The sequence below is a fragment of the Vagococcus changpingensis genome (assembly GCF_058211775.1).
The window spans coordinates 67,277-91,218 of the sequence record NZ_JBYVZB010000003.1 but is presented as its reverse complement, the minus strand read 5'-3'; the positions used below and the strand labels follow the sequence as shown (position 1 = coordinate 91,218).

Annotated in this window: 21 protein-coding genes; 12 read left to right on the top strand and 9 right to left on the bottom strand. The window is 33.1% G+C overall.

Annotation, left to right across the window (positions count from 1 at the left end; genetic code table 11):
* Positions 1–145 precede the first annotated feature (145 nt).
* On the top strand, positions 146–1,222 hold the full coding sequence (locus AC37UB_RS06915) for a S66 family peptidase (protein WP_490685510.1): 1,077 nt from the start codon (positions 146–148) through the stop codon (positions 1,220–1,222).
* A gap of 255 nt (positions 1,223–1,477) precedes the next feature.
* Positions 1,478–1,747, top strand: a complete 270-nt coding sequence (locus AC37UB_RS06910) for an AIM24 family protein (RefSeq protein WP_490685509.1) — start codon at positions 1,478–1,480, stop codon at positions 1,745–1,747.
* Between the two features lie 152 nt (positions 1,748–1,899).
* Here the strand turns inward: AC37UB_RS06910 and groL are convergent, their stop codons facing one another.
* Positions 1,900–3,528 (bottom strand): chaperonin GroEL, encoded by a 1,629-nt coding sequence (gene groL, locus AC37UB_RS06905; RefSeq protein ID WP_241699430.1) that lies wholly within the window; start codon positions 3,526–3,528, stop codon positions 1,900–1,902.
* A 26-nt stretch (positions 3,529–3,554) separates the two neighbouring features.
* A complete protein-coding gene (groES, locus tag AC37UB_RS06900) occupies positions 3,555–3,839 on the bottom strand; it encodes a co-chaperone GroES (RefSeq protein WP_490685508.1) in 285 nt (94 codons plus the stop codon).
* A 156-nt stretch (positions 3,840–3,995) separates the two neighbouring features.
* On the opposite strand from groES, the gene AC37UB_RS06895 reads away from it, so the two are divergent.
* Positions 3,996–4,586 carry a CPBP family intramembrane glutamic endopeptidase gene (locus AC37UB_RS06895; protein WP_117973254.1) on the top strand — a complete coding sequence of 197 codons (591 nt, stop codon included), beginning with the start codon at positions 3,996–3,998 and terminating at the stop codon, positions 4,584–4,586.
* A gap of 35 nt (positions 4,587–4,621) precedes the next feature.
* Here AC37UB_RS06895 and AC37UB_RS06890 read toward each other — a convergent pair whose 3' ends face one another.
* A complete protein-coding gene (locus tag AC37UB_RS06890) occupies positions 4,622–5,257 on the bottom strand; it encodes a redox-sensing transcriptional repressor Rex (protein WP_071457448.1) in 636 nt (211 codons plus the stop codon).
* 183 nt (positions 5,258–5,440) lie between these two features.
* Here AC37UB_RS06890 and AC37UB_RS06885 point away from each other — a divergent pair, with 183 nt between their 5' ends.
* Positions 5,441–7,378, top strand: coding sequence for an ABC transporter ATP-binding protein (locus AC37UB_RS06885; protein ID WP_490685507.1), 1,938 nt, complete (start codon positions 5,441–5,443; stop codon positions 7,376–7,378).
* Between the two features lie 144 nt (positions 7,379–7,522).
* Here AC37UB_RS06885 and AC37UB_RS06880 read toward each other — a convergent pair whose 3' ends face one another.
* From AC37UB_RS06880 to queG, 3 genes are all read right to left on the bottom strand, one after another.
* Positions 7,523–9,514: a bifunctional metallophosphatase/5'-nucleotidase gene (locus AC37UB_RS06880; RefSeq protein ID WP_490685506.1), complete on the bottom strand. Its 1,992-nt coding sequence runs from the start codon at positions 9,512–9,514 to the stop codon at positions 7,523–7,525.
* Positions 9,515–9,662: 148 nt separating this feature from the next.
* Entirely contained in the window at positions 9,663–11,162 is a 1,500-nt protein-coding gene (gene yjeM / locus AC37UB_RS06875; protein WP_490685505.1) for a glutamate/gamma-aminobutyrate family transporter YjeM, read from the bottom strand.
* A gap of 159 nt (positions 11,163–11,321) precedes the next feature.
* Positions 11,322–12,500: a tRNA epoxyqueuosine(34) reductase QueG gene (gene queG / locus AC37UB_RS06870; protein ID WP_241699427.1), complete on the bottom strand. Its 1,179-nt coding sequence runs from the start codon at positions 12,498–12,500 to the stop codon at positions 11,322–11,324.
* Positions 12,501–12,605: 105 nt separating this feature from the next.
* Between queG and AC37UB_RS06865 the strand changes: the two genes are divergently transcribed.
* Together AC37UB_RS06865 and pepF are read left to right on the top strand one after the other, a co-directional pair.
* Entirely contained in the window at positions 12,606–13,751 is a 1,146-nt protein-coding gene (locus AC37UB_RS06865; protein ID WP_490685504.1) for a competence protein CoiA, read from the top strand.
* 24 nt (positions 13,752–13,775) lie between these two features.
* Positions 13,776–15,590 carry an oligoendopeptidase F gene (gene pepF / locus AC37UB_RS06860; protein ID WP_490685503.1) on the top strand — a complete coding sequence of 605 codons (1,815 nt, stop codon included), beginning with the start codon at positions 13,776–13,778 and terminating at the stop codon, positions 15,588–15,590.
* A gap of 37 nt (positions 15,591–15,627) precedes the next feature.
* Here the strand turns inward: pepF and AC37UB_RS06855 are convergent, their stop codons facing one another.
* Both AC37UB_RS06855 and AC37UB_RS06850 read right to left on the bottom strand, forming a co-directional pair.
* Entirely contained in the window at positions 15,628–16,227 is a 600-nt protein-coding gene (locus tag AC37UB_RS06855) for a DsbA family protein (RefSeq protein WP_490685502.1), read from the bottom strand.
* A gap of 105 nt (positions 16,228–16,332) precedes the next feature.
* Complete coding sequence (locus AC37UB_RS06850) at positions 16,333–16,914, bottom strand: CYTH domain-containing protein (protein WP_117973247.1); 582 nt, start codon at positions 16,912–16,914, stop codon at positions 16,333–16,335.
* 135 nt (positions 16,915–17,049) lie between these two features.
* Between AC37UB_RS06850 and yjbM the strand changes: the two genes are divergently transcribed.
* The 5 genes from yjbM (at position 17,050) to AC37UB_RS06825 (ending at position 21,778) form a co-directional block, all read left to right on the top strand.
* Positions 17,050–17,724, top strand: coding sequence for a GTP diphosphokinase (yjbM, locus tag AC37UB_RS06845; RefSeq protein WP_147590036.1), 675 nt, complete (start codon positions 17,050–17,052; stop codon positions 17,722–17,724).
* Positions 17,714–18,532, top strand: coding sequence for an NAD kinase (locus AC37UB_RS06840; protein WP_117973430.1), 819 nt, complete (start codon positions 17,714–17,716; stop codon positions 18,530–18,532). The genes yjbM and AC37UB_RS06840 overlap by 11 nt, the downstream gene beginning before the upstream one ends.
* Positions 18,529–19,413 (top strand): RluA family pseudouridine synthase, encoded by an 885-nt coding sequence (locus tag AC37UB_RS06835; protein WP_241699423.1) that lies wholly within the window; start codon positions 18,529–18,531, stop codon positions 19,411–19,413. The genes AC37UB_RS06840 and AC37UB_RS06835 overlap by 4 nt, the downstream gene beginning before the upstream one ends.
* Positions 19,414–19,427: 14 nt before the next feature.
* The gene (gene mgtE / locus AC37UB_RS06830) at positions 19,428–20,798 is read left to right on the top strand and encodes a magnesium transporter (protein ID WP_241699422.1); all 1,371 of its coding nucleotides are present in this window, start codon (positions 19,428–19,430) and stop codon (positions 20,796–20,798) included.
* A 77-nt stretch (positions 20,799–20,875) separates the two neighbouring features.
* On the top strand, positions 20,876–21,778 hold the full coding sequence (locus tag AC37UB_RS06825; protein WP_490685501.1) for a magnesium transporter CorA family protein: 903 nt from the start codon (positions 20,876–20,878) through the stop codon (positions 21,776–21,778).
* Positions 21,779–22,112: 334 nt separating this feature from the next.
* On the opposite strand, the gene rpsD is transcribed toward AC37UB_RS06825, so the two are convergent.
* Positions 22,113–22,724 carry a 30S ribosomal protein S4 gene (gene rpsD, locus AC37UB_RS06820; RefSeq protein ID WP_117973242.1) on the bottom strand — a complete coding sequence of 204 codons (612 nt, stop codon included), beginning with the start codon at positions 22,722–22,724 and terminating at the stop codon, positions 22,113–22,115.
* A 381-nt stretch (positions 22,725–23,105) separates the two neighbouring features.
* Between rpsD and AC37UB_RS06815 the strand changes: the two genes are divergently transcribed.
* A complete protein-coding gene (locus AC37UB_RS06815; protein ID WP_490685500.1) occupies positions 23,106–23,900 on the top strand; it encodes a formate/nitrite transporter family protein in 795 nt (264 codons plus the stop codon).
* Positions 23,901–23,942 lie beyond the last annotated feature (42 nt).

Sequence of the window (23,942 nt, the reverse complement as noted above, 5' to 3'; positions counted from 1 at the left end):
TCTCGTAAAGTAACGGTACTCTTGCACTCAAAACAAGTAGAAGAGTCTGTTGAATATGATTAAACAGTAACTTTGGTGGAGACATCAAAGTTATTTTTTTATGGTATAATTTGTAGAATTAGTGACTAGTGTTAGGAGGAAAGATATGTTTAAACCAAGACGATTAAAACGTGGAGATAAAGTTGCGATTATCAGCTTATCAAAAGGATTATTGGGGGAAGAATTTGTTGAACATAACCTTATTTTAGGGAAAAAGAGATTGGAAGATTATGGGTTAGACGTTGTGTTTATGCCACATGCTTTAAAAGGGATAGATTTTGTTGATAGACATCCAGAAAAAAGGGCCAAGGATTTGATTCAAGCTTTTGAAGATGACTCTATCAAAGGGATTATTTGTGCGGTTGGAGGAGATGATACTTATCGAACACTTCCATATCTAATGGAGAATGAAAAATTTAAAAATTTAGTCAAAACTAAGCCAAAATTATTCACTGGATTTTCTGATTCTACGATTAATCATTTGATGTTTTATTGTCTTGGTTTAACCACTTATTATGGGATGGCTTTTATTCCTGATTTAGGCGAAATTAGTGATAGTATGTTGCCTTATACTGAAAAGTATTTTAGTTATTATTTTTCAGAAAGTCCGCTATATGAAGTAATAAAACCTAGTGAAGTTTGGTATGATGAACGGCTGGATTTTTCTAAAAATGCATTAGGGCAACAACGTATTAGCCATATTGAGACAAAAGGCTATGAGTTGCTACAAGGTAAGTCGGTATTTGAAGGAGAATTGTTAGGTGGTTGTATCGATAGTTTGTATGATATGTTAACACCATTTACAAATAGTGATGAACCAGAAGTGGTTGAACGATACGGTATTTTTCCAGATTTAACGAATTGGCAAGGAAAGATTTTATTTATTGAAACGTCAGAAGTGAAAGAGTCGCCAGAAACAGTTGAAAAAATGTTGGGAGTATTGAAAGACAAAGGTATATTTGATGTGGTGAATGGTGTTATTTTTGGTAAACCACAAGACGAAGTATTTTATGAAGAATACAAACAATCTTTAGTTAAAGTGATTGATAATAAAGAGTTGCCAATAGTTTACAATGTTAATTTTGGCCATGCGACGCCACGATGTGTATTGCCATATGGGGTTCGTGTACAAGTTGATAGTGAGAAACAAGAAATTAGATTGTTAGAGTTGGCGTTTATGTAAGAGGAAGGTCGATGGAGAAATTCGCTTAATAATAAAAGATTATTTAGACAAAAAAGCGGTGATTTGTGGCGCCGAATAAACAGATATCACTTTACAAGCTAGTGTTATGTAGTGGACAGTTGGAGATGTCAGTGCAACAACTGGTGTAAAAGGTGTAGGCAACTTTTTTAGTAACAATGTTCGAGGTGCTATAACGAAATAATCTGCGATTAAGTCTGAATATACAGGTAAAGGATTACTAGTGCTTGAACCAACGTGTATAAATATATTCTATTATTTGATGTAACACACTGGGATAATTCAATTGTACTTGATGATGGCTTATTCTTAGCCTGTGACTCAAGATTAAAACATAAAGCAATTATGCGTTCAAAGATGTCATCAGCTATGGTGGGAAACGAAGGATTGTTTAATTTAAATATAAAAGATAGTGGGGTTCTTTGTTTGGAATCTCCAACACCTTATGAAGAACTGATTGAAATTGAATTACAAGATGATGTATTAAAAGTAGAAAGATTAACATAATATGAGGGTTTTATCATATTATGTTATATAAAGATATAAAAAAGTTTAAAAAGAGTTATGAATAAAGTATTTTTGGATGAAATAAAAGGAACCACTTGAAACATAAAGTCTCAAGTGGTTCCTTTTATTTCAATATGTCTCCTTTAAAGAGTTTACATCATACCACCCATCATTGATGGGTCCATTCCACCAGGCATGCCGGCAGATTCTGGTTCTGGTTTGTCAGCAATAACCCCTTCAGTCGTTAAGATTAAAGCAGAAACACTTGCAGCATTTTGTAAAGCTGAACGTGATACTTTAGTTGGATCCACGATACCAGCATCAATCATGTTAACCCAAGTATCCTCTTTTGCATTGTATCCAACACCTGCATCAGCTTGTTTTAGTTTATCAACAACAACTGAGCCCTCCATACCAGCGTTTTCAGCGATTTGACGAACTGGTTCTTCTAAAGCACGGACAACAATGTTCACACCAGTTTTCTCGTCACCTGTTACATCAAGTTCAGCCACTTTTGGTAATACATTAACAAATGCCGTACCACCACCAGCAACAATCCCTTCTTCAACAGCAGCACGAGTTGCGTTTAACGCATCTTCAATACGTAGTTTTAATTCTTTTAATTCAGTTTCAGTTGCAGCACCAACTTTAATAACAGCAACACCACCAGCTAATTTAGCTAAGCGTTCTTGTAATTTTTCACGGTCAAAATCTGATGTTGTTTCAGCAATTTGAGAACGGATTAATGACACACGATTTTCAATTGCTTGTTTGTCACCATTTCCTTCAACAATTGTTGTGTTATCTTTGTCGATAACCACTTTACTTGCAGAACCTAGGGCATCAATTGTTGTGTCTTTTAAATCTAATCCTAAGTCTTCAGTGATAACAGTTGCGCCAGTTAAAGCAGCAATGTCTTGTAACATTTCTTTACGACGGTCACCAAAGCCAGGAGCTTTAACAGCAGCCACATTGAATGTACCACGGATTTTGTTTAAGACTAATGTTGGTAAAGCTTCACCATCAACATCATCAGCAATGATTAATAATGGTTTACCTTGTTGTAAAATTTGCTCTAATAAAGGTAAAATATCCTGAATATTAGAGATTTTTTTATCTGTAATTAAGATGTATGGATTTTCTAAAACAGCTTCCATTTTATCGTTGTCTGTTACCATGTATTGAGATAAATAACCACGGTCAAATTGCATTCCTTCAACAACGTCTAATTCAGTTTCAATCCCTTTAGATTCTTCGATTGTGATAACGCCATCGTTACCAACTTTTTCCATTGCTTCAGAGATTAATTCACCAATTTTTTCACTACCAGAAGAAACAGCAGCTACTTGTGCGATTGATTCTTTAGAGTCAATTTTTTTAGAAATAGCATGTAATTCTTCAACAGCTTTTTTAGTAGCAAGTTCAATCCCACGACGAATGCCAATTGGATTAGCACCCGCAGTGACATTTTTAAGCCCTTCACGAACGATTGCTTGAGTTAAAACAGTTGCAGTCGTTGTTCCATCACCTGCGATGTCATTTGTTTTAGAAGCTACTTCAGCCACCAATTGAGCCCCCATGTTTTCAAAACGATCTTCAAGTTCGACTTCTTTAGCGATAGTGACACCATCGTTTGTAATTAATGGAGAACCAAATGATTTATCTAAAACAACGTTACGTCCTTTAGGTCCTAATGTTACTTTTACAATATTTGCTAATGTATCAACACCACGTACCATTGAGCTACGAGCGTCTTCAGAGAATTTAATATCTTTTGCCATTTATTATTCACCTCATCATTTTATTTTTATTCTACGATTGCGATTATATCTTTGTCGTGTAGTACTAAGTAATCTTCACCAGAGTCACTGACTTCTTGACCGGCATATTTTTCGAATAGGACAGTTTGTCCAACGCTTACAGATACGGATAATTTTGTCCCATTTTCTAAAGTACGACCATCACCAATAGCAACGACCTCACCTGTTTGAGATTTTTCTTTTGAAGCTGATGTTAAAACTAGTCCACTGGCAGTTTTTTCTTCCGCTTCTTTTACTTTAATAACAACACGATCTCCTAATGGTTTTAACAATGTGTATCCCTCCATAATTTTATTTTTTAGCACTCTTGTTTAATGAGTGCTAATTACATCTTTTATAATACAGATAAATGTTTTTTTTTGCAAGTATTTTGATACAATAAGAAAAGATATCAAAATCAACGATAGAAAAGATAGGTGTAAGCACAGATGACATTGAATCGAAACATGATTTATACAAGTTTTCTATATTTATTTTTATTGAACAGTCATTTATTTTTTTCATTAAATAACAATCAAACTATGTTGCTTTATAGTGTCATAGTATGGTTAATTTTAGTTATTTATTTTAAAACGACAAAAAAAGATACGTTAACAAAATCAACTTCTTCTATAAAAAAAATAGCATGGTGGGGAGTTGTAGGTCTGTTGTTAAGTTTTATGGTCCAATGGGGATTTTTATTTATCACTAATATGATTTCTCCAAGTTTAAATCTCAACACAGATATATCCGGTCAATCAACTTATTTATTTTTGCTTGTCTCTATTTTATTTAATCCTATCATGGAAGAATTGGTTTTTCGGTTTAGTTTTGTCAATTGGATTGGACAAAAATTACCGATTTGGGTGGGGATTGTAGTAAGTTCGCTGATTTTTATGTTGATGCACACAAGTGGGAATCTGATGATTTACTTTGGTTTGGGTATGGTTTTTTCATATATTTATAAAAAAAGTGGAAGTATTTTAACATCTATTCTGGTACATATGGTGATGAATGGGATAGTGCTTTGGCTAAATTAAAAAAGCTTAGCGACAGCGGTCGATAAGCTTTTTATTTAGTCTTCTTTGTAGTTAGATAAGAAGTAGATTAATGTTTGCATTTCATTTGTTAGGTCAACATTTTGAATTTGCACATCCTTTGGAACGTTGATACGAATTGGTGTGAAATTCATAATGCCTTTGATTCCGGCTTCAACTAGACGGTCAGCATTTTCTTGTGCATGTGCTGGTGGGACAGTCAAAATGGCAACATCAATATGTTGTGCACGAATTTGTTCGACCATATCATTAGCATCATAGATAGGAACGCCATCAAGTATGCGACCAACAATATCAGGTTTAACATCAAATGCAGCACTGATACGAATACTATCACTTTGATGGAAACGGTAGTTCAATAATGCGTGTCCTAAATTACCAACACCGACAAGAGCTACATTTGTTAAACGATCTTCATTTAACGTTTTAGCAAAAAAAGTCATTAAACTTTCCACGTCATACCCGTAACCACGTTTACCTAGTTCCCCAAAATAAGAAAAGTCACGTCGAATAGTAGCACTGTCAACTTTCACAGCCTCACTTAACTCAGTTGAAGAGACTTTTTTCTTTCCTGAATCAAATAAAAATTTTAAATATCGATAATACAAAGGTAACCTTTTGGCAGTTGCCTTTGGAATAGTCGTGTCTTTCATAATAATTCCCCTCACTTTTCATATACCCTCATTGTTATAAAGTTCACGTTAATAGGATACCTTTACTAAGGGATAAAAGCAATTTTTACGCTTATATTTGAGTAATTCTGAACGATAAATATACCAAACATATCTTATGTTTTATGATAAACTGTTCTTATAAGTTAAAAGATGGAGGACGTCATGATTTTATTACAAGCTAACAATGTCTCTAGATTATTTGGAGATGACGTATTATTTGAAAATATACAATTAGATATACAAGATAAAAGTCGAATTGCGCTTGTTGGACGTAATGGTGCAGGAAAATCGACATTATTAAAAATATTAGCTGGCATTGAAGAGCCAGATACAGGTTTAGTTACGAAAACAAGAGATTTAACAATGGGTTATTTAGACCAACATACTGGTTTAGAATCAGATAAAACGATTTGGGAAGAGATGCTTAGTGTCTTTGACTATGTTCAAGAGATGGAAAAAAACTTACGACAATTAGAAAAAGACATCGCCGACCCAAACATTCATGATGATGATGACAAATACCAACAAGTACTAAAAGATTACGATAAATTACAACATGAGTTTAATGAAATGAATGGTTATGGTTATGAGTCTGAAATAAAATCTGTTTTACATGGATTTCGTTTTGATGAAAGCTATTTTGATGTCCCAATTCAAAATCTATCAGGTGGTCAAAAAACTCGTTTAGCATTGGCTCGTTTGTTATTGGAAAAACCTAATCTACTCATTTTAGATGAGCCGACTAACCATTTAGATATTGATACATTAAATTGGTTAGAAGGGTATTTACACGGCTATCGTGGGGCTATTTTGATGGTATCCCATGACCGTTATTTCTTAGATAAGATTGTGAATGAAGTATATGATATTAGTCGAAGAAAAATTAGTCATTATAAAGGTAATTATTCGAAGTTTTTAGAAATGAAAGCTGAGAGATTAGAACAAGAAGAAAAAGAATACGAAAAACAGCAGGATAAAATTGCAAAACTAGAGGACTTTGTGGCACGAAACATTGTACGCGCATCAACAACAAAACGAGCACAAAGTCGTCGTAAACAATTAGAAAAAATGGAAAAATTAGAGAAGCCTTTAGGTGATGAGAAATCAGCTCATTTTCTATTTAAAATCAATCGCACGTCAGGTAGAGAAGTGCTAACGCTGGATGATGTGGCAGTGGGGTATGATGATCTTATTTTGAGTGAACCTATTAATCTAGCTTTGCGTAAACAAGAATCCATTGCTTTAGTTGGCCCAAATGGAGTTGGTAAATCAACATTATTAAAGAGTATTATTGGAGATATTCCATTTATTAAAGGAACAGCTGATATTGGCCATAAAGTAGATATTGGTTACTATGACCAAGAACAAGGAAAACTTAGTGGAAGTCAAAGCGTGTTGGAAGAATTATGGCGTGAGCATCCAACGACACCAGAAAAAGATATTAGAACACTTTTAGGTAGTTTTTTATTTTCTGGAGAAGACGTTAAAAAAACGATTAACTTATTAAGTGGGGGGGAAAAAGCGAGAGTAGCATTAGCAAAATTAGCGATGCAAAAAGATAATTTCCTTATTCTTGATGAGCCGACTAACCATTTGGATATTGACAGTAAAGAAGTTTTAGAGAATGCGTTAATCGAGTATGATGGAACATTATTATTTGTTTCTCACGATCGTTACTTTATTAATCGAATCGCAACAGGCGTTTTAGAGTTGTCAGAACATGGTAGTACTTATTATCATGGGAATTATGATTACTACCTCGAGAAAAAAGCAGAAGAAGAAGAAAGACAAGCTTTATTGAATGAAACACAAGACAATGTAGTGAATCAAGTAACTAAAGATAAATTAAGTTACGAAGAATCAAAAGAGCGACAAAAAGAACAACGTAAACTGGTGCGATTAGTTGATTCATTGGAAGCTGAGTTGCAAGAAGCAGAAGAAAAAATAGAATCTATCCAAAAAGAGATGGAGCAACCAGAGATTTTAGAGGATCATGAACAACTCTTAGATTTAGATAAAGAATTACAAGAAACCTATGCTAAACAAGAAACGCTATTAGAATCTTGGGAACATGCTTCAGTGGAGTTAGAGTCATTTTAAAAAAGAGGCTGACCCAGAAGTCTTAAAATAGAAAAAATCCCGTGAAATCAGTTTATTAAAATATTGATTTCATGGGATTTCTGTTTTATTAGTTTGGTGATTTTTATTTAATAAATTACTTTTGGGCCAGCCTCTTTTTAGTGCCTATTTTTTTCGGAGTTGGTTTATTTGAGAATATAAATCTCCAGTTGTTTTAACATTTTTTAATTTTGTTTTATCAATGTTAACTTTTTTACTTAGTTTTGTTATATCATCGTCGTTGGCAACTTCATCCACATTTATTGATTTTATATTGGTTACTTTTCCGTCTTCCATACTTGGAATCTCAATAATATCATCATTAATCAATTCAGCAACGTCTTGATGAGCTTTAGAGTCAGTATCAATACCAACAATTTTCCAATTATTCAGTAACTTACCTTCATAGACACCATTTTTTTCTTCTTTAATATATCGAGCAGATAATTCACGAATACGACCTTCAACTTCACCAAAAGCATCAGGAGAAAAGGTTGAGTACACTTGGTTGAATTTTCTACCAGCTAAAGGACCTTCTTCTGAAGTTAGGAAATTCATTCGATATTGATTCATTCCAATTTTCAAAGGATCATTTAAATCAATAGGGGTGTCATCAAGTCGTCTTAAATTAGTAATGCGTTTACCAGCTGGTTGGGATAAATCAATGTCGTATTTTACATTGTAAAAGCGATCGTTTGTGTTGTATTTATTGATTCTTCTTTTTGGATTATAACTAATGGTGACATCTCCTGGTTGGCTTTGATTGTAGTAATCAGCTCCCCATTCCATGTAGTCTTTTAAGTCTTTTCCGGTAATATCAAAGACTGTCACTTCGCCATCGGTAAATTGATAGTTTCTGGCAATATCTTTTTTCTTAATGTCACCGATATCTAATGACGGTGTATCGGTATCGATTTGGAAAGCCACAACATCAGCATTTTTACTATAATGAAGCATCACTTCACCAAAGAAGTTAACTAAAGGTGTTTCTTCTATTTGAGCATTTGAAATCCCTTTAATATCGTTTTTAGGAACTAAGTCCATTCTAGTTAATTGACCAACGACAGTATTCGCGACTTTACGCGCTTTTTCATGAGATGATTTTAATAAATCATTGATTTCCTTATCTTCCTTATATTTAGCAACTTCAATCGCTGATCCTTTTTTATTTTTTACTTTGTAGCCATCTTTTGTTTTGTCTAATGTTAAATCAACGCGTGAGACAAATCGACCATACTTATCAGGTTCTACAATTAAGACATTATTAATGTATTCCTCTTCTACTAATTTATGCATGTGTCCGGCAAAAACCACATCTAATTCAGGAATGGCTTCAGCCATATCCGCAACACCAGTATTATGTACATCATTTTCATTATCTAATCCCATATGTACTACACCAACTAAAACATCGACTTTACTTTTCAACTCTTTTACAACGTTAATCGTTTCTTTGACTGGGTCTGTTAGTTTTTTTCCATCAAAAATTGTAGTATCTTTTTTAAATTCCGCAACCATTGGAGTGGTCATTCCAATAAAACCAACTTTAATCCCATCTTTTTCAATAACTTTGTAAGAATCAAAATAAGGTTGATCATTATCTAATTTAACATTACCTGCTAGGACAGCTCCATCAAATTGGTCAGTGATGTTGTCTAAAACATCAAAACCATAATCAAATTCATGATTTCCCATAGTCCAAACATCGTACTTAAGAGCTTTTAGTACAGTTGTTGCAGGGTGATTATCATCGTTTTTAAAAATTTCAGCTGAGTTGTCTTGAATTAAATCCCCGGCATCAACAAGTAGAGTATTCTTATTGTTATCTCTAACTTCTTTTACGATAGTTCCAATTTGAGAAAAACTACCGATTTTATTTTCGACATCTGTTGTATAATCCCAGGCCATATACCGACCGTGAATATCAGATGTTCCTAAAATGGTTAATTCTTTTTGTTCTGACTCTTTTTTCTTAGAAGAGTCTTCATTTGTTTTAGTTGTACAACCAACTAACCCGACAATCCCTAATAATGTGATTGTTGCTAATTTAACTTTTTTCATAATCTGTTGTATATCACCTTTATTTGATATACTTCTCCTTTCGATTTTTGGCGACATTTATGTATCCCCTTACAAAACCTAACATAGCTGTTTATAAATAACAATATCAAAAGATAAAGTGTTATATTTTTAGTATATTTGATATAACATAGTTGAATCATAAAAAAAAACCAAAGTGCGTATAAGCGTACTTTGGTTTTGGTATTTAGTCTTTTTTACGTTTCTCGTAGCGATTGAATAAAAGTAGGGCAATTAATGAAAATAATACGGGTCCGGCAATTTGCCATAGTGTATCTCCCCACACAGGACCACCTTTTCTAAATAAAGGCTCAATAATGGTAAAGATATTAGCAAACCCAATAACAGCCATGACGACTATTGTGCTCACCATATATTGTGTTTTTGTTTTAAAGATATTAATAGAATGATCAATATCTGTTTTTTGTTTAAATGCCGGAAATGCTCCTGTTAAAAATAGATAAGGAATTGTCATAGAAACATTAACCATTAAGGTTAAAACATTATAGAAAGATTGAGCATCTTTTCCGCCAAATGATACAAGTGCTAAGATGACAACAACAATCACACATTGAATCCACATAGCAAAAGCAGGCATTCCTTTATCATTTTCTCTGACCATTTTTTCTGGCCAAAGTCCTTTTGGTGTCCCTTCGATAATCGTTTTTAATGGCGAATAGATTAAAGTAAAGAAAGCACCTAAGTAAGCTAGAAACATGGATAAACCTGTAAATCTAGCAAATGCATGCCCAATGGCTAAAGCAGCATCTGTTGATAAATTAATTGCTCGTCCTAATTCAAATCCTAGATTATTCATTAAGACATAAGTGATATTACCAAGGTTCACATTGTCTCCGCTTAAAACAGAATTCCAGTTTGTTGACACACCCCATAGAAGAATGGTTAATGCATACCCAATAGAGATGATGATAGCTGAAAGAATAACTCCTTTAGGAAAGTTTTTTTCAGCGTTTTCTGTTTTATCAACTAAACCACCGACAGCTTCCAATCCTCCATAAGCAAAAATAGCAAATACTAAAAATGAAATAATGGCCAGTGGAGAATTAAATCCTGGATTAGGTGAATCAATAAAACTTTTCATGCCTTCGATTGGTTGAGCGACTTGTCCTTTGTTAAAAACTAAAATAATTAAGCTGACAACGATTAATACAACATTTAAAAATGTTACAGCAATCCCACCAACAGATGTGATTTTAGTGATTTTATCTAATCCTCTTGCTGCGAAAAAGGTGACAATAATAATAAATAAAATAGCAAGTAATCCAATTGTTTGAGTCGAATCAAGACCAAATAAACTCCAATAATTGGTGTGATCTGAACCTGAGTAAGTGGTTGATAGCGTAATGAATACCTTAGTTGATACATTAACCATCCAAATGATATAAGAGGTGTACCACATAAATGTCCCAATGAACGCATATTTTGGTCCAACAGATTTTTCCATCCAAGTGTACATCCCACCACTTTCATGTTTGAAAGTAGACCCATATTCAGCCATCATAAGTGCATATGGTATAAAGAAAAAGAGTGCAGCTAAAATATACCAAATGATTGCACCGTATCCCATACGATAAAAGGCGACTGGAGCATTACCAAACCCGAATACCGAGGTAAAAATCATTAAGATTAAACCGAACAGGGTTACTTTTTTTGTTGCTTTTGTCATAAAAAATCCTCCTTAAATTAAAATACATTGTTATACCCCATAGTTATAGTATCAAATATTCTGATAATAGATTAAAAGAACTGAGTAAAATGTTAGTAAATTTACTCAGTTCTTTTAATATGTTTATTAAATTATTACTTTTTTATTAGCCTATTCTTACTAAAAATCATCTATTATCTTATTTTTTTTTAAAATTCTCATTCTGTCGATTGCTTTTCTCATTTCTTCTTTTGCTTCATCGTCAGTTTCTTTGTTAAAGTATTCGATTAAAAAGTCAAGGATAGCCCGATTGTTTGGGTCAATTACACTGAGTGACCAGGCAGCTGTTCCTCTTATAACAGGACGAGGGTCATTTTCTATACAGCTTAATAGATTAGGAATACTTGTTTTATCTCTCACATTTGCTAATGCAATAATGGCATTTCGTTGGATTGGTTTTTTCCCCCGCCAAGATCCGGCAAGGTAACCAAAGCGTTCTTTAAATTCACGATTGGAGATTGTTAATATCGGTTTTAGTAAAGGCGTCACGATTTCAGGGTCTGGTTCCATTTCTTTATGAAAATGAAAGTTTTTCCCTTTATTAAAAGGACAGACTTCTTGGCAAATATCACAGCCATAAATAATTGACCGAATTTTTGGTCGGTATTCTTCAGGCATGAATCCTTTTGTTTGTGTTTGATAGGATAAACATTTTTGAGCATTCATCCTACCATCTCCTAGTAAAGCAGAAGTGGGACATTGATCGATACACTTAGTACAATCGCCACATTGATTTTCAATTGGCATGTCTGGTTCAAATGGAATATTTGTAATAATTTCACCTAAATAAACATAGGACCCAAACTCTTCTGTGATTAATAATCCGTTTTTTCCAATAAAACCAAGTCCTGCTCTTTGTGCCACAACAACGTCTATTAATTCACCAGTATCGACCATTGGTTTAAATGTTACGTTTAAGTTTTGAGATGCTTCTTCTTTGATAAAGTCGATTAGTTTATTCAGTCTGTCTTTTAAAATATCGTGGTAATCAATCCCCCAAGATGCTCGAGCAAATTTTCCACGTTTTTCACCTCGCACAGATTTTAAGCGGTTATTCATTCGTGTTGGGTATGCTAGGGCAATTGAAATAATAGATTGCGGTTGATCAAAAATTAATTCTGGAAAAAGGCGCTCATCAATGTTTCCATGTTCAAAGCCTGTTGTATGATGGTTTTCTTTTTGTTCGATGAGACTATCTTTTAAATGATCAAATGGTTCAGCAGTAGTAAACCCAATCTTATCAATGCCAATTTCTTTACTTGCTTCAATTATTTTTTGTTTTAATAAGTGAGTATCCAACGCATTATCCCTCCAGTTTGATTCTTTACTAAGTATCAAACAAACCTTTTTATATTTCAAGCTTTTTTCTGCTATTTGCGAATGTAGTTTAAAAGAGGTGAAAATATGCTTGTTGCAATCAATAAAAAAGAAGAGATGATTATGAGTCAACATGCTACTAAAAGAGAAACGTATTATTGTCCATGTTGTCATGGTGAAGTCATTTTAAAAAAAGGTGAGATTAAGTACCCACATTTTGCACATAAAAAAACAACTTTTTGTCAGACAGCTACTGAAAATGAGTCTTTTGAGCATGTAGCAGGAAAACTACTTATTGCTAAAAATTGTGAGATATTTGGTTCAGAGTACCAACTTGAGTCCTATTTACCAGAAATTAACCAACGAGCAGATGTATTGATTGATAAAACTCTGGCAATTGAATTTCAATGTAGTTCATTAAGTATTGAACGGTTAAAAGAAAGAACAACACATTATAAACAAAATGGTTACCAAGTTTTCTGGATTTTAGGCCAGAAGTTAGGACAGTTGACCAGTTTGACAGAATTGAAAAAACATTTTATTTATTTTGATAATGACAGAGGATATGTTGATTTTTGTTTGTTGATTGATAAAGAGATGTTAGTTATGACACATTATTTAGCCCATAATGGTAAAGATATGATTGTTCGAAGGAAAAGCTATTCGCTACAGGATTATAGCTTAAAAGAGTTGTTATTGAAACAGTGTGTGATCGCTAGTTATAGTGTTTTAAGTCCATTAAAAGAGGTGAGTCGAAGAAAAGATAGACTATCCAGGCGTTTGTTGCAATCAGATAAGTCATTAAGAGTGTTACAAGAGTATTTATATCAACAATCGTATCATTTATTGTATTTACCAGAAGTGGTGTATTTACCGAGTTTATATCATCCTTTCTTTAAAGAGACAGAGCTAGTAGTTCGTTTGATTATATTTAATGAATTAAAGCATCAAAAAAAGAGGTCTTATGTTGAATTAAAAGAAAGGATTATAAGTGAGATACCAGACGAAATGTTGGATGATTACGCTAATTTAGAAAAATATCAAGTCATAGATTATTGTTTATCTCTATATCTCCACTTTTTAAAAGAACTAACAGTCATTGAAGAAATATCTCAAAATGTATTTCATGTTAAAGAAGAGGAGGTATTGAATAACGCTCAATGGAAAAAATTTTTAAAAAAAAGAAGTGAAAGACTAACTCTTCCGTTAAAATATGATATGATTATTAAGTGATAATGAGAAAGGGGTTATTTAAAGATGAGTGAAACAAAACAATTACCAAATCGTTCGGAACTACCAGAGGAATTAACATGGGACTTAACACCTATTTTTGCATCAGATGATGCCTTTAACGATGCATTAGAGTCATTAACATCAGATTTAGAAAAAGCAAGCGAGTATCAAGGAACATTAAAAAATGGTGCAAAGGCTTTTCTATCAGCGATTGAATATGTATTATCTATTCATCGTACGACAGAAAAAATTTATGTGTACTCACATTTAAAAAATGATCAAGATACAAGCAATGCGACTTACCAAGGCGTGTATGCAAAAGCTAGCACGATTGCAGCTAAAGCAGGGGAGGCTGTTTCATGGTTTGGTCCAGAAGTTTTAACATTATCAGATGAGACAATAGAGGCATATTTTAAAGAAGAATCTGGTTTAGAAATCTATCGTCATTTTATTAATCAAATTACGGCAGATAGAGCACACACCTTATCTGAAAAAGAAGAAGCGTTACTAGCTGGGGCAAGTGAGATATTCTCAGCATCAAGTCATACTTTTTCTATACTAAATAATGCTGATTTAGAATTTCCAATTGTAACAGATGAAGAAGGTGAAAAAGTTCAATTATCTTCAGGAATGTATGGTCAATTAATGGAAAGTACTAATCGCGAAGTTCGTAAAGAAGCATTTGAAGGATTGTACAAAGTATATAAACAATTTAGAAACACGTTTGCAAGCACGTTATCTTCCCACGTGAAAAAACATAATTTTAACGCACAGATTAGAAATTATGAATCTGCTAGAGAAGCTTCTTTAAGTGCTAATCATATTCCAGAATCAGTCTATGATACATTGTTAGATGTGGTACATAAAAATTTACCATTATTACATCGTTATGTTGCATTGCGCAAAAAATTATTAAATGTTAGTGAGTTGCATATGTATGATATGTATACACCAATATTAGGTGATGCACCAATTCGTTACACTTATGACGAGGCAAAATTAAAATCACTTGAAGGGTTGTCTCCATTAGGTGAAGAATACTTAGAAATCGTTCAAGAAGCGTATGGTGACCGTTGGATTGATGTGGTTGAAAACAAAGGTAAACGTAGTGGGGCATATTCTTCAGGAAGTTATGACACAAAACCTTATATCTTATTAAATTGGCATGAAAGTTTAAATCATTTATTTACGCTAGTTCATGAAATGGGACATAGTGTTCATAGTTACTATACAAGAAAAAATCAGCCTTATGTGTATGGCGATTATTCCATCTTTTTAGCAGAAATTGCCTCAACAACTAATGAAAACTTACTAACAGATTATTTGTTAAAAACAGAAAAAGATCCGAAAGTTAAGGCCTTTATTTTAAATCATTACTTGGATGGTGTAAAAGGCACAATCTTTAGACAAACGCAATTTGCTGAATTTGAACATTTTATTCACACAGAAGATGCGAAGGGAACACCATTAACAAGTGATTATTTAAGTGAGTACTATGCTGATTTAAATGCGAAATACTATGGTGATTCGGTAGAGCGCGATCCAGAAATCGCGTATGAATGGAGTCGTATTCCTCATTTCTACTATAATTATTATGTGTATCAATACGCAACAGGTTTTTCTGCTGCAACTGCTTTAGCAGATAAAATCATTCGTAAAGAAGATGGGGCTTTGGAAAATTACTTAACTTTCTTGAAATCAGGAAATAGTGACTACCCTATTGATGTCATGAAACGCGCTGGTGTTGATATGACACAATCAGCTTATATTGAAGAAACGATGAAAGTATTTGAAGCGCGTCTTAATGAATTAGAAACATTAATTGAATCATTTGAATAACATAAAAGGAATGCTCTAGCATATAGGGCATTCCTTTTTAGTGTTCTAATAATTTTGCGTAATTTGTTTGTGTGTGTTCGACTTTTAATAATTGTTTGATTAAATCGGTTGAAGAAAAAGCATCAATTAACACACCAAAATTTCGAGTTGAGTCATAATTAAAAATGACAGCTTTGGCGAATCGATTGATACCCATCTCATTTGCTATTTGTTGATCTATTTTTAAAAATTCTTTAATTAGTTTAGATTGTCTATCTAATTTAAACGTCTCTTTATCAGCATTGATCTTAGTTAAAATCATATCAACTAATTCATCTGAATAAGCCATTTTTTCTTTTCCTACTAAATTTTGTAAATGAAATAAGAACTTTCGTCCCATCTTTTTTCCTTGAAGTTGTGCTGCTTTAACGTCTAAACAAGCAGAATAAACTGTTTCAATTAAGTGATTTCTAAAAACTAAATCGTTTGTAGGGTAGTTATTATCAATCAAGTAATGGTGGATAATTAAAGGATTTAATATAGGAATTAATTTCAAATAGACTTTAGTCTCTTCGTGTTCGATGGCTTCTAAAAAGCGTTGCTCAGACAAAAGACAAAGTTCATCTAACGGATTAACAAATAAATATATCTCTACCATTATGCCCCTCCCTTATATAAGAAAACTGTTTTACTACTAACGAATAATGTAACAAAGATTCACAAAAAATAAAAGGGAAAAGTCTTTCATATCAATGTTTTAAAATCAACTTCGATATTCTATCATACGTGCTATTTTTTTGCTAGCAGGACGCCTTTTTATCTCTTCTTTTATTAAAAAATCATTAAAAAATTGTTCTCCTTGTGAAGAAACAGTTACCTCCATTTCAAGTTCAAAATCAATCATCTTATCAAAATAGTTCTCATCAACGACTAGCAGAGTATTATTATTTAATTTTTTCTCGCGTCTATTAGTTGTTAATGATCCAATCATATTTAATTCATTTATCGGGACGTTAATTGATTCTAAATAACGAGCCACTTCTCCTTGTGCATAAATCCGCTTTTCTTTTATTAAATGAGTGATTTGCTCCTCGGTTAAATTATCGGTAATCTCTTGATAAGCATGTTCATTTTTAGTTGGGATTTTTAAGGTGCATTCATTTTTTCCAACACGTTTTCTAAGTCGCAACCCCATTGATAGCTCTTTTAATTGTGTATTTGGTGTATCGAAATAACAATTTGTTTGAGAAAAAGCTGGCGTTGTTGGAAAATATTTCATTATCAGTTGTTCAAATTCTATTTTAGTTAACATGTTTTTAAATTCGATTTCTAGTTCTTTAGACACAATCTTCACCTCGTTGATAGTGTAATGAAATCATTCTAAAAAAACAACTATAATGACCTTATTTGTAAGCTAACTTTTTAAGAACAATTATGTTAAAATATAGCATGTATGTTGATAACAAAGGTGGCGAATAGGATGGAAGAAAGAAATTGGCAATTATTTTTGGCACCATACGAACAAGCAGTTTCAGAATTAAAAGTTAAACTTCGAAATATTCGAACACAGTATAAAGAAAATAATTTGCATACTCCAATTGAATTTGTCACAGGTCGTGTAAAGCCTAAAGATAGTATTTTAACGAAAGCAACATTACGTGGTATTGAGTTGGATAGATTAGAGGAAGATATGCAAGATATTGCGGGACTCCGTGTAATGTGTCAGTTCGTTGAAGATATTTATGAAGTGGTGGCACTTCTTCGGAAACGAACAGATTTTAGAATTATTCAGGAAAGAGACTATATTACCAACAAAAAAGCAAGTGGATACAGATCTTATCATGTGGTAGTAGAATACCCTGTTCAACTTATTATGGGTGAAAAAAATATTTATGTTGAAATACAAATACGTACCTTAGCAATGAATTTTTGGGCAACGATTGAACATTCGCTTAATTACAAATATGATGGCGAATTTCCAGAAGAAATTAATAAGCGGTTAGAGCTAACAGCAGAAGCTGCCTATTTGTTGGATGAAGAAATGTCAAAAATACGTGATGAAATTCAAGAAGCCCAACATCTCTTTTCATATCGAGACTTGGATCACTTGGAAAGATACGTCAATGAAAAGAGGGAAGATAATGATGAGAATTAGAGTCTATTCTAATCGTAAACCAACCTCAAGAAAAGTTACGCAAGAACTTTTGTCAAAACTCCGAAAGGCAGGGTTTATTTTAGATAAAAAAAATCCAGATGTTGTTATAACAATTGGTGGAGATGGTACGTTATTAAGTGCATTTCATGCTTATGAAAATCAATTAGATACTGTTAGGTTTATTGGTGTTCACACGGGACATCTAGGATTTTATACTGATTGGCGAGATTATGAGATAGATGAATTAGTTCGAAGTTTGAAAGAAGAAAAGCAAAATAGTGTGAGTTATCCATTGTTAGATGTTTGTTTAACTTATACGAATAATATGGCAAACAGACATTTTTTAGCACTTAATGAAGCGACGATTAAAAATGTGGAACGAACTATGGTAGCAAATGTCTATATAAAAGATGAGTTGTTTGAATGCTACAGAGGAGACGGCTTATCTGTTTCAACGCCAACTGGTTCAACAGCGTATAGTAAAAGTTTAGGAGGCGCAGTTGTTCATCCACGAGTAAATACACTTCAATTAAATGAAATTGCCTCACTAAATAATCGAGTTTATCGTTCATTAGGTTCTCCGATGATTATTGCACCAGATGAATGGATTAAATTGGATATGAAAAAACGAGAAACATATAGTTTACATGTGGACAACTTGTCGTTAACTAATTCTAATATTAAACAAGTGACATTTCGTTTGTCAGAAAAAAGAATTCATTTTGCCTTGTATCGGCATACCCATTTTTGGCGCCGTGTGAATAACGCCTTTATAGGGACTTCAAAAGAAAGTAGCGAGAGAATATGAGATTTAGTTGGACAGTAGATGAAGAAAAAACTACGTTAAAACGTTTTTTAAATAATAAAGGAGTATCAAGGCGACTTTTAGCTAAAATAAAGTTTCAAGGTGGGACACTTTTAGTTAATAAGCAAGTTAGAAATACAAAGTTTGAAGTCAAATTAGATGATGTCGTGACGATTATCATTCCAGATGAAGGGGAGCACGAAACGATGCTTCCTTTTGAATCCAAACTAGATATTGTGTATGAAGATGAGCATTTGCTAATAGTTAATAAACCAACAGAAGTGGCCTCTATTCCATCGCAATATCATAAAAATGGTACGATGGCCAATTACGTTAAATATTATTACAATCAGCAACAATATGTTAATCGTATCATTCATGTCGTGACGCGCTTAGACAGAGATACAACAGGTTTGATGATGTTTGCAAAACATGGATTTGCCCATGCGATGATGGACAAGCAACTCCAATCAGGTGAGTTAAAAAAATATTATCATGCATTAGTTGGTGGTGATTTGTCTCGTTTAAAAAAACATGAAACCATTGATTTGCCGATTGGAAGAGATGAGACATCTATTATTAAACGTTGTGTCATCGAAAATGGTCAACGTGCAATTACGGAATATAAATTAGTTGAAATAAATCGCGATATTGCCCACGTTGCTGTACAGTTGCATACAGGAAGGACACATCAAATTCGTGTCCATTTTTCAGCAATTGGTTGTCCTTTAATCGGTGATGAGTTATATGGTGGGGACTTAACAAAAGGATTGAATAGGCAAGCACTTCATTGTCAGAAGTTGGTTTTCCTACATCCATTCACAAGAGAGGAATTAACATTTGAGTTGCCATTACCAAATGATATGGAAGAGTTAATAGAGTAAGGGGAGTCGTTGGTATGACAGAAGTGTTAAACAAAGAAGAGCAAGAAAAAGAGTTATTGTCCCTTTTACAGCGCCAAGATATGGAATTATTTAGGGAAAAATTCTTAGATTGGCATTTATATGAACAAGGACAATTTTATTTATCACTTGATAAAAAAGAACGACATCTAATGTATGCTTATCTTTCACCAAAAGAGATGGCAGATATGCTGGATGTGATTGAAGAAGACCATGAAGGATTGACTGACTATATTACAGAAATGTCACCTAACTATGTTGTAGCTATTTTAGAAAGTATGTACACCGATAACGCGGTGGATATTTTAAGTCAGCTAGAAGAAGAAACAGCGCGAAAATATCTAGACAGAATGAAACCTGAAACTTCTGTTAATATGAAAAAACTACTTCATTATGAGGACAAAACAGCTGGTTCAATCATGGCAACAGAATACGTATCCATTGTTGCTAATCAAACGGTACGTTCTGCTCTAACACTATTAAAGAAGAAAGCACAGGAAGCAGAAATTATTTATTATGTCTATGTGGTTAGTCCAAGTAATCAACTGGTGGGAGTTATTTCTTTAAGGGATTTAATTGTCAGTGATGATGATATGATGATTGAAGACATGATGGGTGAACGTGTAATTAGTGTGAATGTAAATGAAGATCAAGAAGAAGTGGCAAAAATGATTCGTGATTATGATTTTCTCGCTATCCCAGTTGTTGATGATAATAATCATTTACTTGGGATTATTACGGTAGATGATATTATTGATGTTATTGACGATGAAGCAGCGAGTGATTATTCTGGACTAGCTGGTGTCGACGTTGAAGCAACAACTGAAAGTTCATTTCAAGCTGCTTTGAAGCGCTTGCCGTGGCTTGTGACGTTGCTCTTTTTGGGAATGTCTACTGCCTCCTTAATCAGTCATTATGAAGTCTTGATTAGTGAAGCTAGCATTTTGGCTGTTTTTATATCTCTTATTACAGGAACTGCGGGGAATGCCGGAACACAATCTTTAGCTGTGGCAGTTAGAAAATTAGCAGTATCCGATGATAAAGAACTAAATTTTTTCTCACTTGTGATGAGTGAAATTTTGACAGGAATTATTACCGGAGCTGTAACAGGGGTAGTTATTTTTTTAGTAGTTGGATTTTGGAAGCAAAATTTTCCACTTGGACTTGTTATCGGAATAGCCATGCTTTGTGCCATTACGATTGCTAACTTAGCAGGAAGCTTGATTCCTATTTTAATGGAGAAGCTTGGTTTTGACCCTGCAGTTGCTAGTGGTCCGTTTATAACGACGTTGAGTGATTTGACTAGTGTGTTGATTTATTTTAATATTGCGGGTTTATTTATGCCTTTAATTATTGGTAGTGTATAATGAAAATAGAAATCTTAAGAAGTCATCATAAAATGGCTTCTTTTTTATTAGGATAATTAAAAAAAGGGGAAATGTCTATGTTGGTTGAACATCAAATAAATTCAAGATTTGAATGGATTGAGACACATCATTTATCATCAAGTGAAAAAAACATATTGAGAGAACAATATCATCTACCAGAAGAAACGCTAGAATATGTAATGGATATCTACGAAAGAAGTAACTATATTACCGATACAGTTAATGATTTGGAATTAATCGTTATTCATGTTCCAACAAAACAACCAAAAGAGATTCGTTATGTATCTCGCCCAGTTAGTTTTTTAGTAAAGGGCAATAAGTTATTTTCTTTTAATGAGGGTGAGAGCATAGTAAGTTATGATGGGATTAAAAATACGATTAATCAAGATATTCATTCAACACCAATGATATTTCTTTTCGAATTAATTCGAGAATTGATAGATCGATATTTACCAATTTTAAGAGAAATATCAAAAGAACGACATCAAATGGATGATTTGTTGACTGAAAAGGTAAAAAATAAAGATTTAGTTCGTTTGTCTTATTTACAACAAACATTAACATTTTTACTTAGCGCTTCAGAAAATAATTTAGAAATACTTGAACAAATAAAGCGTTCTAGATTGGGACAACGATTTGACGAGCAAACTTTAGAACGTTTAGATGATGCGCTCATTGAAGCAAATCAAGTAGCCCATATGACAGAATTAGAATCAGATATTGTGGACCGTATTGCTCGTATTTTTGATAGTATTATGAACAATAATTTAAATGATACCATGAAATTTTTAACTGTTTGGTCTTTAGCATTAGCTATTCCAACATTAATTACAGGTTTTTATGGAATGAATATTGATCTACCACGTTTTCCTTCTGATTATGAATGGATGTATGTGGTGATACTTTCTATTGTTTTAATTATGTGGTTAATTATGTTTATTAATCATAAAAGAAAATAAAGATATTTTTAAAGAAATAATCATTATCAAAAAAGAGTCGTTTAGAGATAGAAACAAATAGTTTAGTTTAGGTAACAATAAATTATAAGAAGCAGCGATATTTAGATCACTTATTGAGTAAAAATGAGTGGTCGTAAAAAAATTCCTTTTTAGTAGTTATTCTCTTAATCCTTTTTATAACGATATGATCAGACAGAATGGTGTTCTTGTAATAATATAGTGAATGATGTTTCACATCAGGTAAGACTACTAATGATTGATTTTTATTAATAAATAACAAACAAAAAAAGAGATGGGAACCATCTCTTTTTTTGCATAAAGATAATTGAAAATCTTATAGTAATTTGTTGTAGAATTCAACTACGTAAGATTCATCAACTTCTTGTGGTAATTCATCACGTTCTGGTAAACGAGTGATACTACCTTCTAATTTTTCAGCGTCAAAGCTTACAAATGAAGGACGACCTAAAGTTGATTCAACAGCATCTTTAATGATTGTTAAATCTTTAGATTTTTCACGGATAGAGATAATTTGTCCAACAGCCACTTCGTATGAAGGGATGTCAACACGTTTGCCATCAACTAAAACGTGACCATGGTTAACTAACTGACGTGCTTGACGACGAGTTGTAGCTAAACCTAGACGGTATACTACGTTGTCTAAACGTTGTTCTAAAAGAACCATAAAGTTAACACCGTGTTTACCTTCTTTAATTTTTCCGGCTCTCATGAAAAGATTACGGAATTGACGTTCATTTAAACCGTACATATGGCGTAATTTTTGTTTTTCAGTTAATTGCATACCATATTCTGATTTGTTTCTTCTTTGGTTTGGTCCGTGTTGTCCTGGTGCATATGGACGACGAGCTAATTCTTTACCAGTTCCTGATAAAGATACGCCTAAACGACGAGATAATTTCCAACTTGGTCCTGTATAACGAGACATTTAAAAATCCTCCAATATAATTTTTTATTTGGAGTAAAATAATTTCTTGAAAATATTAATAGACGCTTAGTTTATTCTTCAATCTTCACCTTTGCAGCCGCGGTTACGCAATTGAACCCATACAGGCAAACAAACTAATGAACGTGCTACTTATTTTCTAGCTGCATTATTTTACACAAATTTCATTATACTTTATCAATTTTGAAAAGACAAGAATTAATTGATGTTTTGTAGAAAAGTTTTAATAGAAAAATTTGACGTATTTTATCCACATTTTTATTAAACTTTTAGTAGATTTGGACGAGTTTTTAAGATATAGTATCTACTATAAATAAAAGTTTGATCAAAAAATAACAATGTATTAAAGGAAGGAATAAGACAATGGCACAACATTCAGAATTGATGGCCAAACTAGATGCGTCCATCGAAAAAAAAGATGAATTAATCCAAAAACATTTTGGAAAATACGCGATGCGTTCGGTATTAGCAACACTATATCTAAGCTTAGGATCAGCGATTGCAATAGGATTAGGATTGAAATTTACAGACCCAGCAGCGGGAAAAGCTTTGTACGCGATGGCGTTTGGTTTGGGATTAGCTTTAATCATTTTTCTTAATGCAGAACTTGGAACATCTAACATGATGTATATGACAGTTGCGACTTACCGAAAGAAATTAGCACCAAGTCGTGCGTTAAAAATATTGTTAGTTTGTGTGCTATTTAATTTAATCGGTGCACTCGTTATTGCTTATATGTTATCTCTTACAGGATCTTTTAAAGGATTACCAGCAGATAATTTTTTAACGCATTTGGTTGAGGGGAAATTTGAAAAGGGAATCCTTCAAACATTAATAGAAGGGATTTTTGCCAATGTGATTGTTAACCTGGCTGTTTTGATGTCGATGAAATTAAAAGATGATGTGGGTCGATTATTTGGTATCATTCTAGTTATTTTTATTTTTACCTTCTTAGGATTCGAGCACGTTATCGCCAATTTCATTTACTTCCCATTAGCCTATTTTTCATCAGGTGGAATAATTGCTGGGATGACGGTTGGTGCAGTAGCGACCAATTTGGTTTTTACTTTCATTGGTAACTTTATTGGTGGAGGATTGGTTATTGGGTTAACTTATTCTTGGTTGAATGAAGATGAATCTGTTCACTACTTAGATTAATCGAGTAAAACAAAAAAAGCTTGTCATACAATTTGTATGACA

Excerpts from the sequence above, each read along its gene's own strand:
- AC37UB_RS06815 (WP_490685500.1), top strand. The coding sequence starts at position 23,106 with ATGGCACAACATTCAGAATTGATGGCCAAACTAGATGCGTCCATCGAA.
- AC37UB_RS06835 (WP_241699423.1), top strand. The coding sequence starts at position 18,529 with ATGAGATTTAGTTGGACAGTAGATGAAGAAAAAACTACGTTAAAACGT.
- AC37UB_RS06895 (WP_117973254.1), top strand. The coding sequence starts at position 3,996 with ATGACATTGAATCGAAACATGATTTATACAAGTTTTCTATATTTATTT.
- AC37UB_RS06825 (WP_490685501.1), top strand. The coding sequence starts at position 20,876 with ATGTTGGTTGAACATCAAATAAATTCAAGATTTGAATGGATTGAGACA.
- AC37UB_RS06880 (WP_490685506.1), bottom strand. The coding sequence starts at position 9,514 with ATGTCGCCAAAAATCGAAAGGAGAAGTATATCAAATAAAGGTGATATA.
- pepF (WP_490685503.1), top strand. The coding sequence starts at position 13,776 with ATGAGTGAAACAAAACAATTACCAAATCGTTCGGAACTACCAGAGGAA.
- AC37UB_RS06885 (WP_490685507.1), top strand. The coding sequence starts at position 5,441 with ATGATTTTATTACAAGCTAACAATGTCTCTAGATTATTTGGAGATGAC.
- mgtE (WP_241699422.1), top strand. The coding sequence starts at position 19,428 with ATGACAGAAGTGTTAAACAAAGAAGAGCAAGAAAAAGAGTTATTGTCC.
- groL (WP_241699430.1), bottom strand. The coding sequence starts at position 3,528 with ATGGCAAAAGATATTAAATTCTCTGAAGACGCTCGTAGCTCAATGGTA.
- AC37UB_RS06890 (WP_071457448.1), bottom strand. The coding sequence starts at position 5,257 with ATGAAAGACACGACTATTCCAAAGGCAACTGCCAAAAGGTTACCTTTG.
- AC37UB_RS06865 (WP_490685504.1), top strand. The coding sequence starts at position 12,606 with ATGCTTGTTGCAATCAATAAAAAAGAAGAGATGATTATGAGTCAACAT.
- AC37UB_RS06855 (WP_490685502.1), bottom strand. The coding sequence starts at position 16,227 with ATGGTAGAGATATATTTATTTGTTAATCCGTTAGATGAACTTTGTCTT.
- rpsD (WP_117973242.1), bottom strand. The coding sequence starts at position 22,724 with ATGTCTCGTTATACAGGACCAAGTTGGAAATTATCTCGTCGTTTAGGC.
- yjbM (WP_147590036.1), top strand. The coding sequence starts at position 17,050 with ATGGAAGAAAGAAATTGGCAATTATTTTTGGCACCATACGAACAAGCA.
- AC37UB_RS06840 (WP_117973430.1), top strand. The coding sequence starts at position 17,714 with ATGAGAATTAGAGTCTATTCTAATCGTAAACCAACCTCAAGAAAAGTT.
- AC37UB_RS06915 (WP_490685510.1), top strand. The coding sequence starts at position 146 with ATGTTTAAACCAAGACGATTAAAACGTGGAGATAAAGTTGCGATTATC.
- yjeM (WP_490685505.1), bottom strand. The coding sequence starts at position 11,162 with ATGACAAAAGCAACAAAAAAAGTAACCCTGTTCGGTTTAATCTTAATG.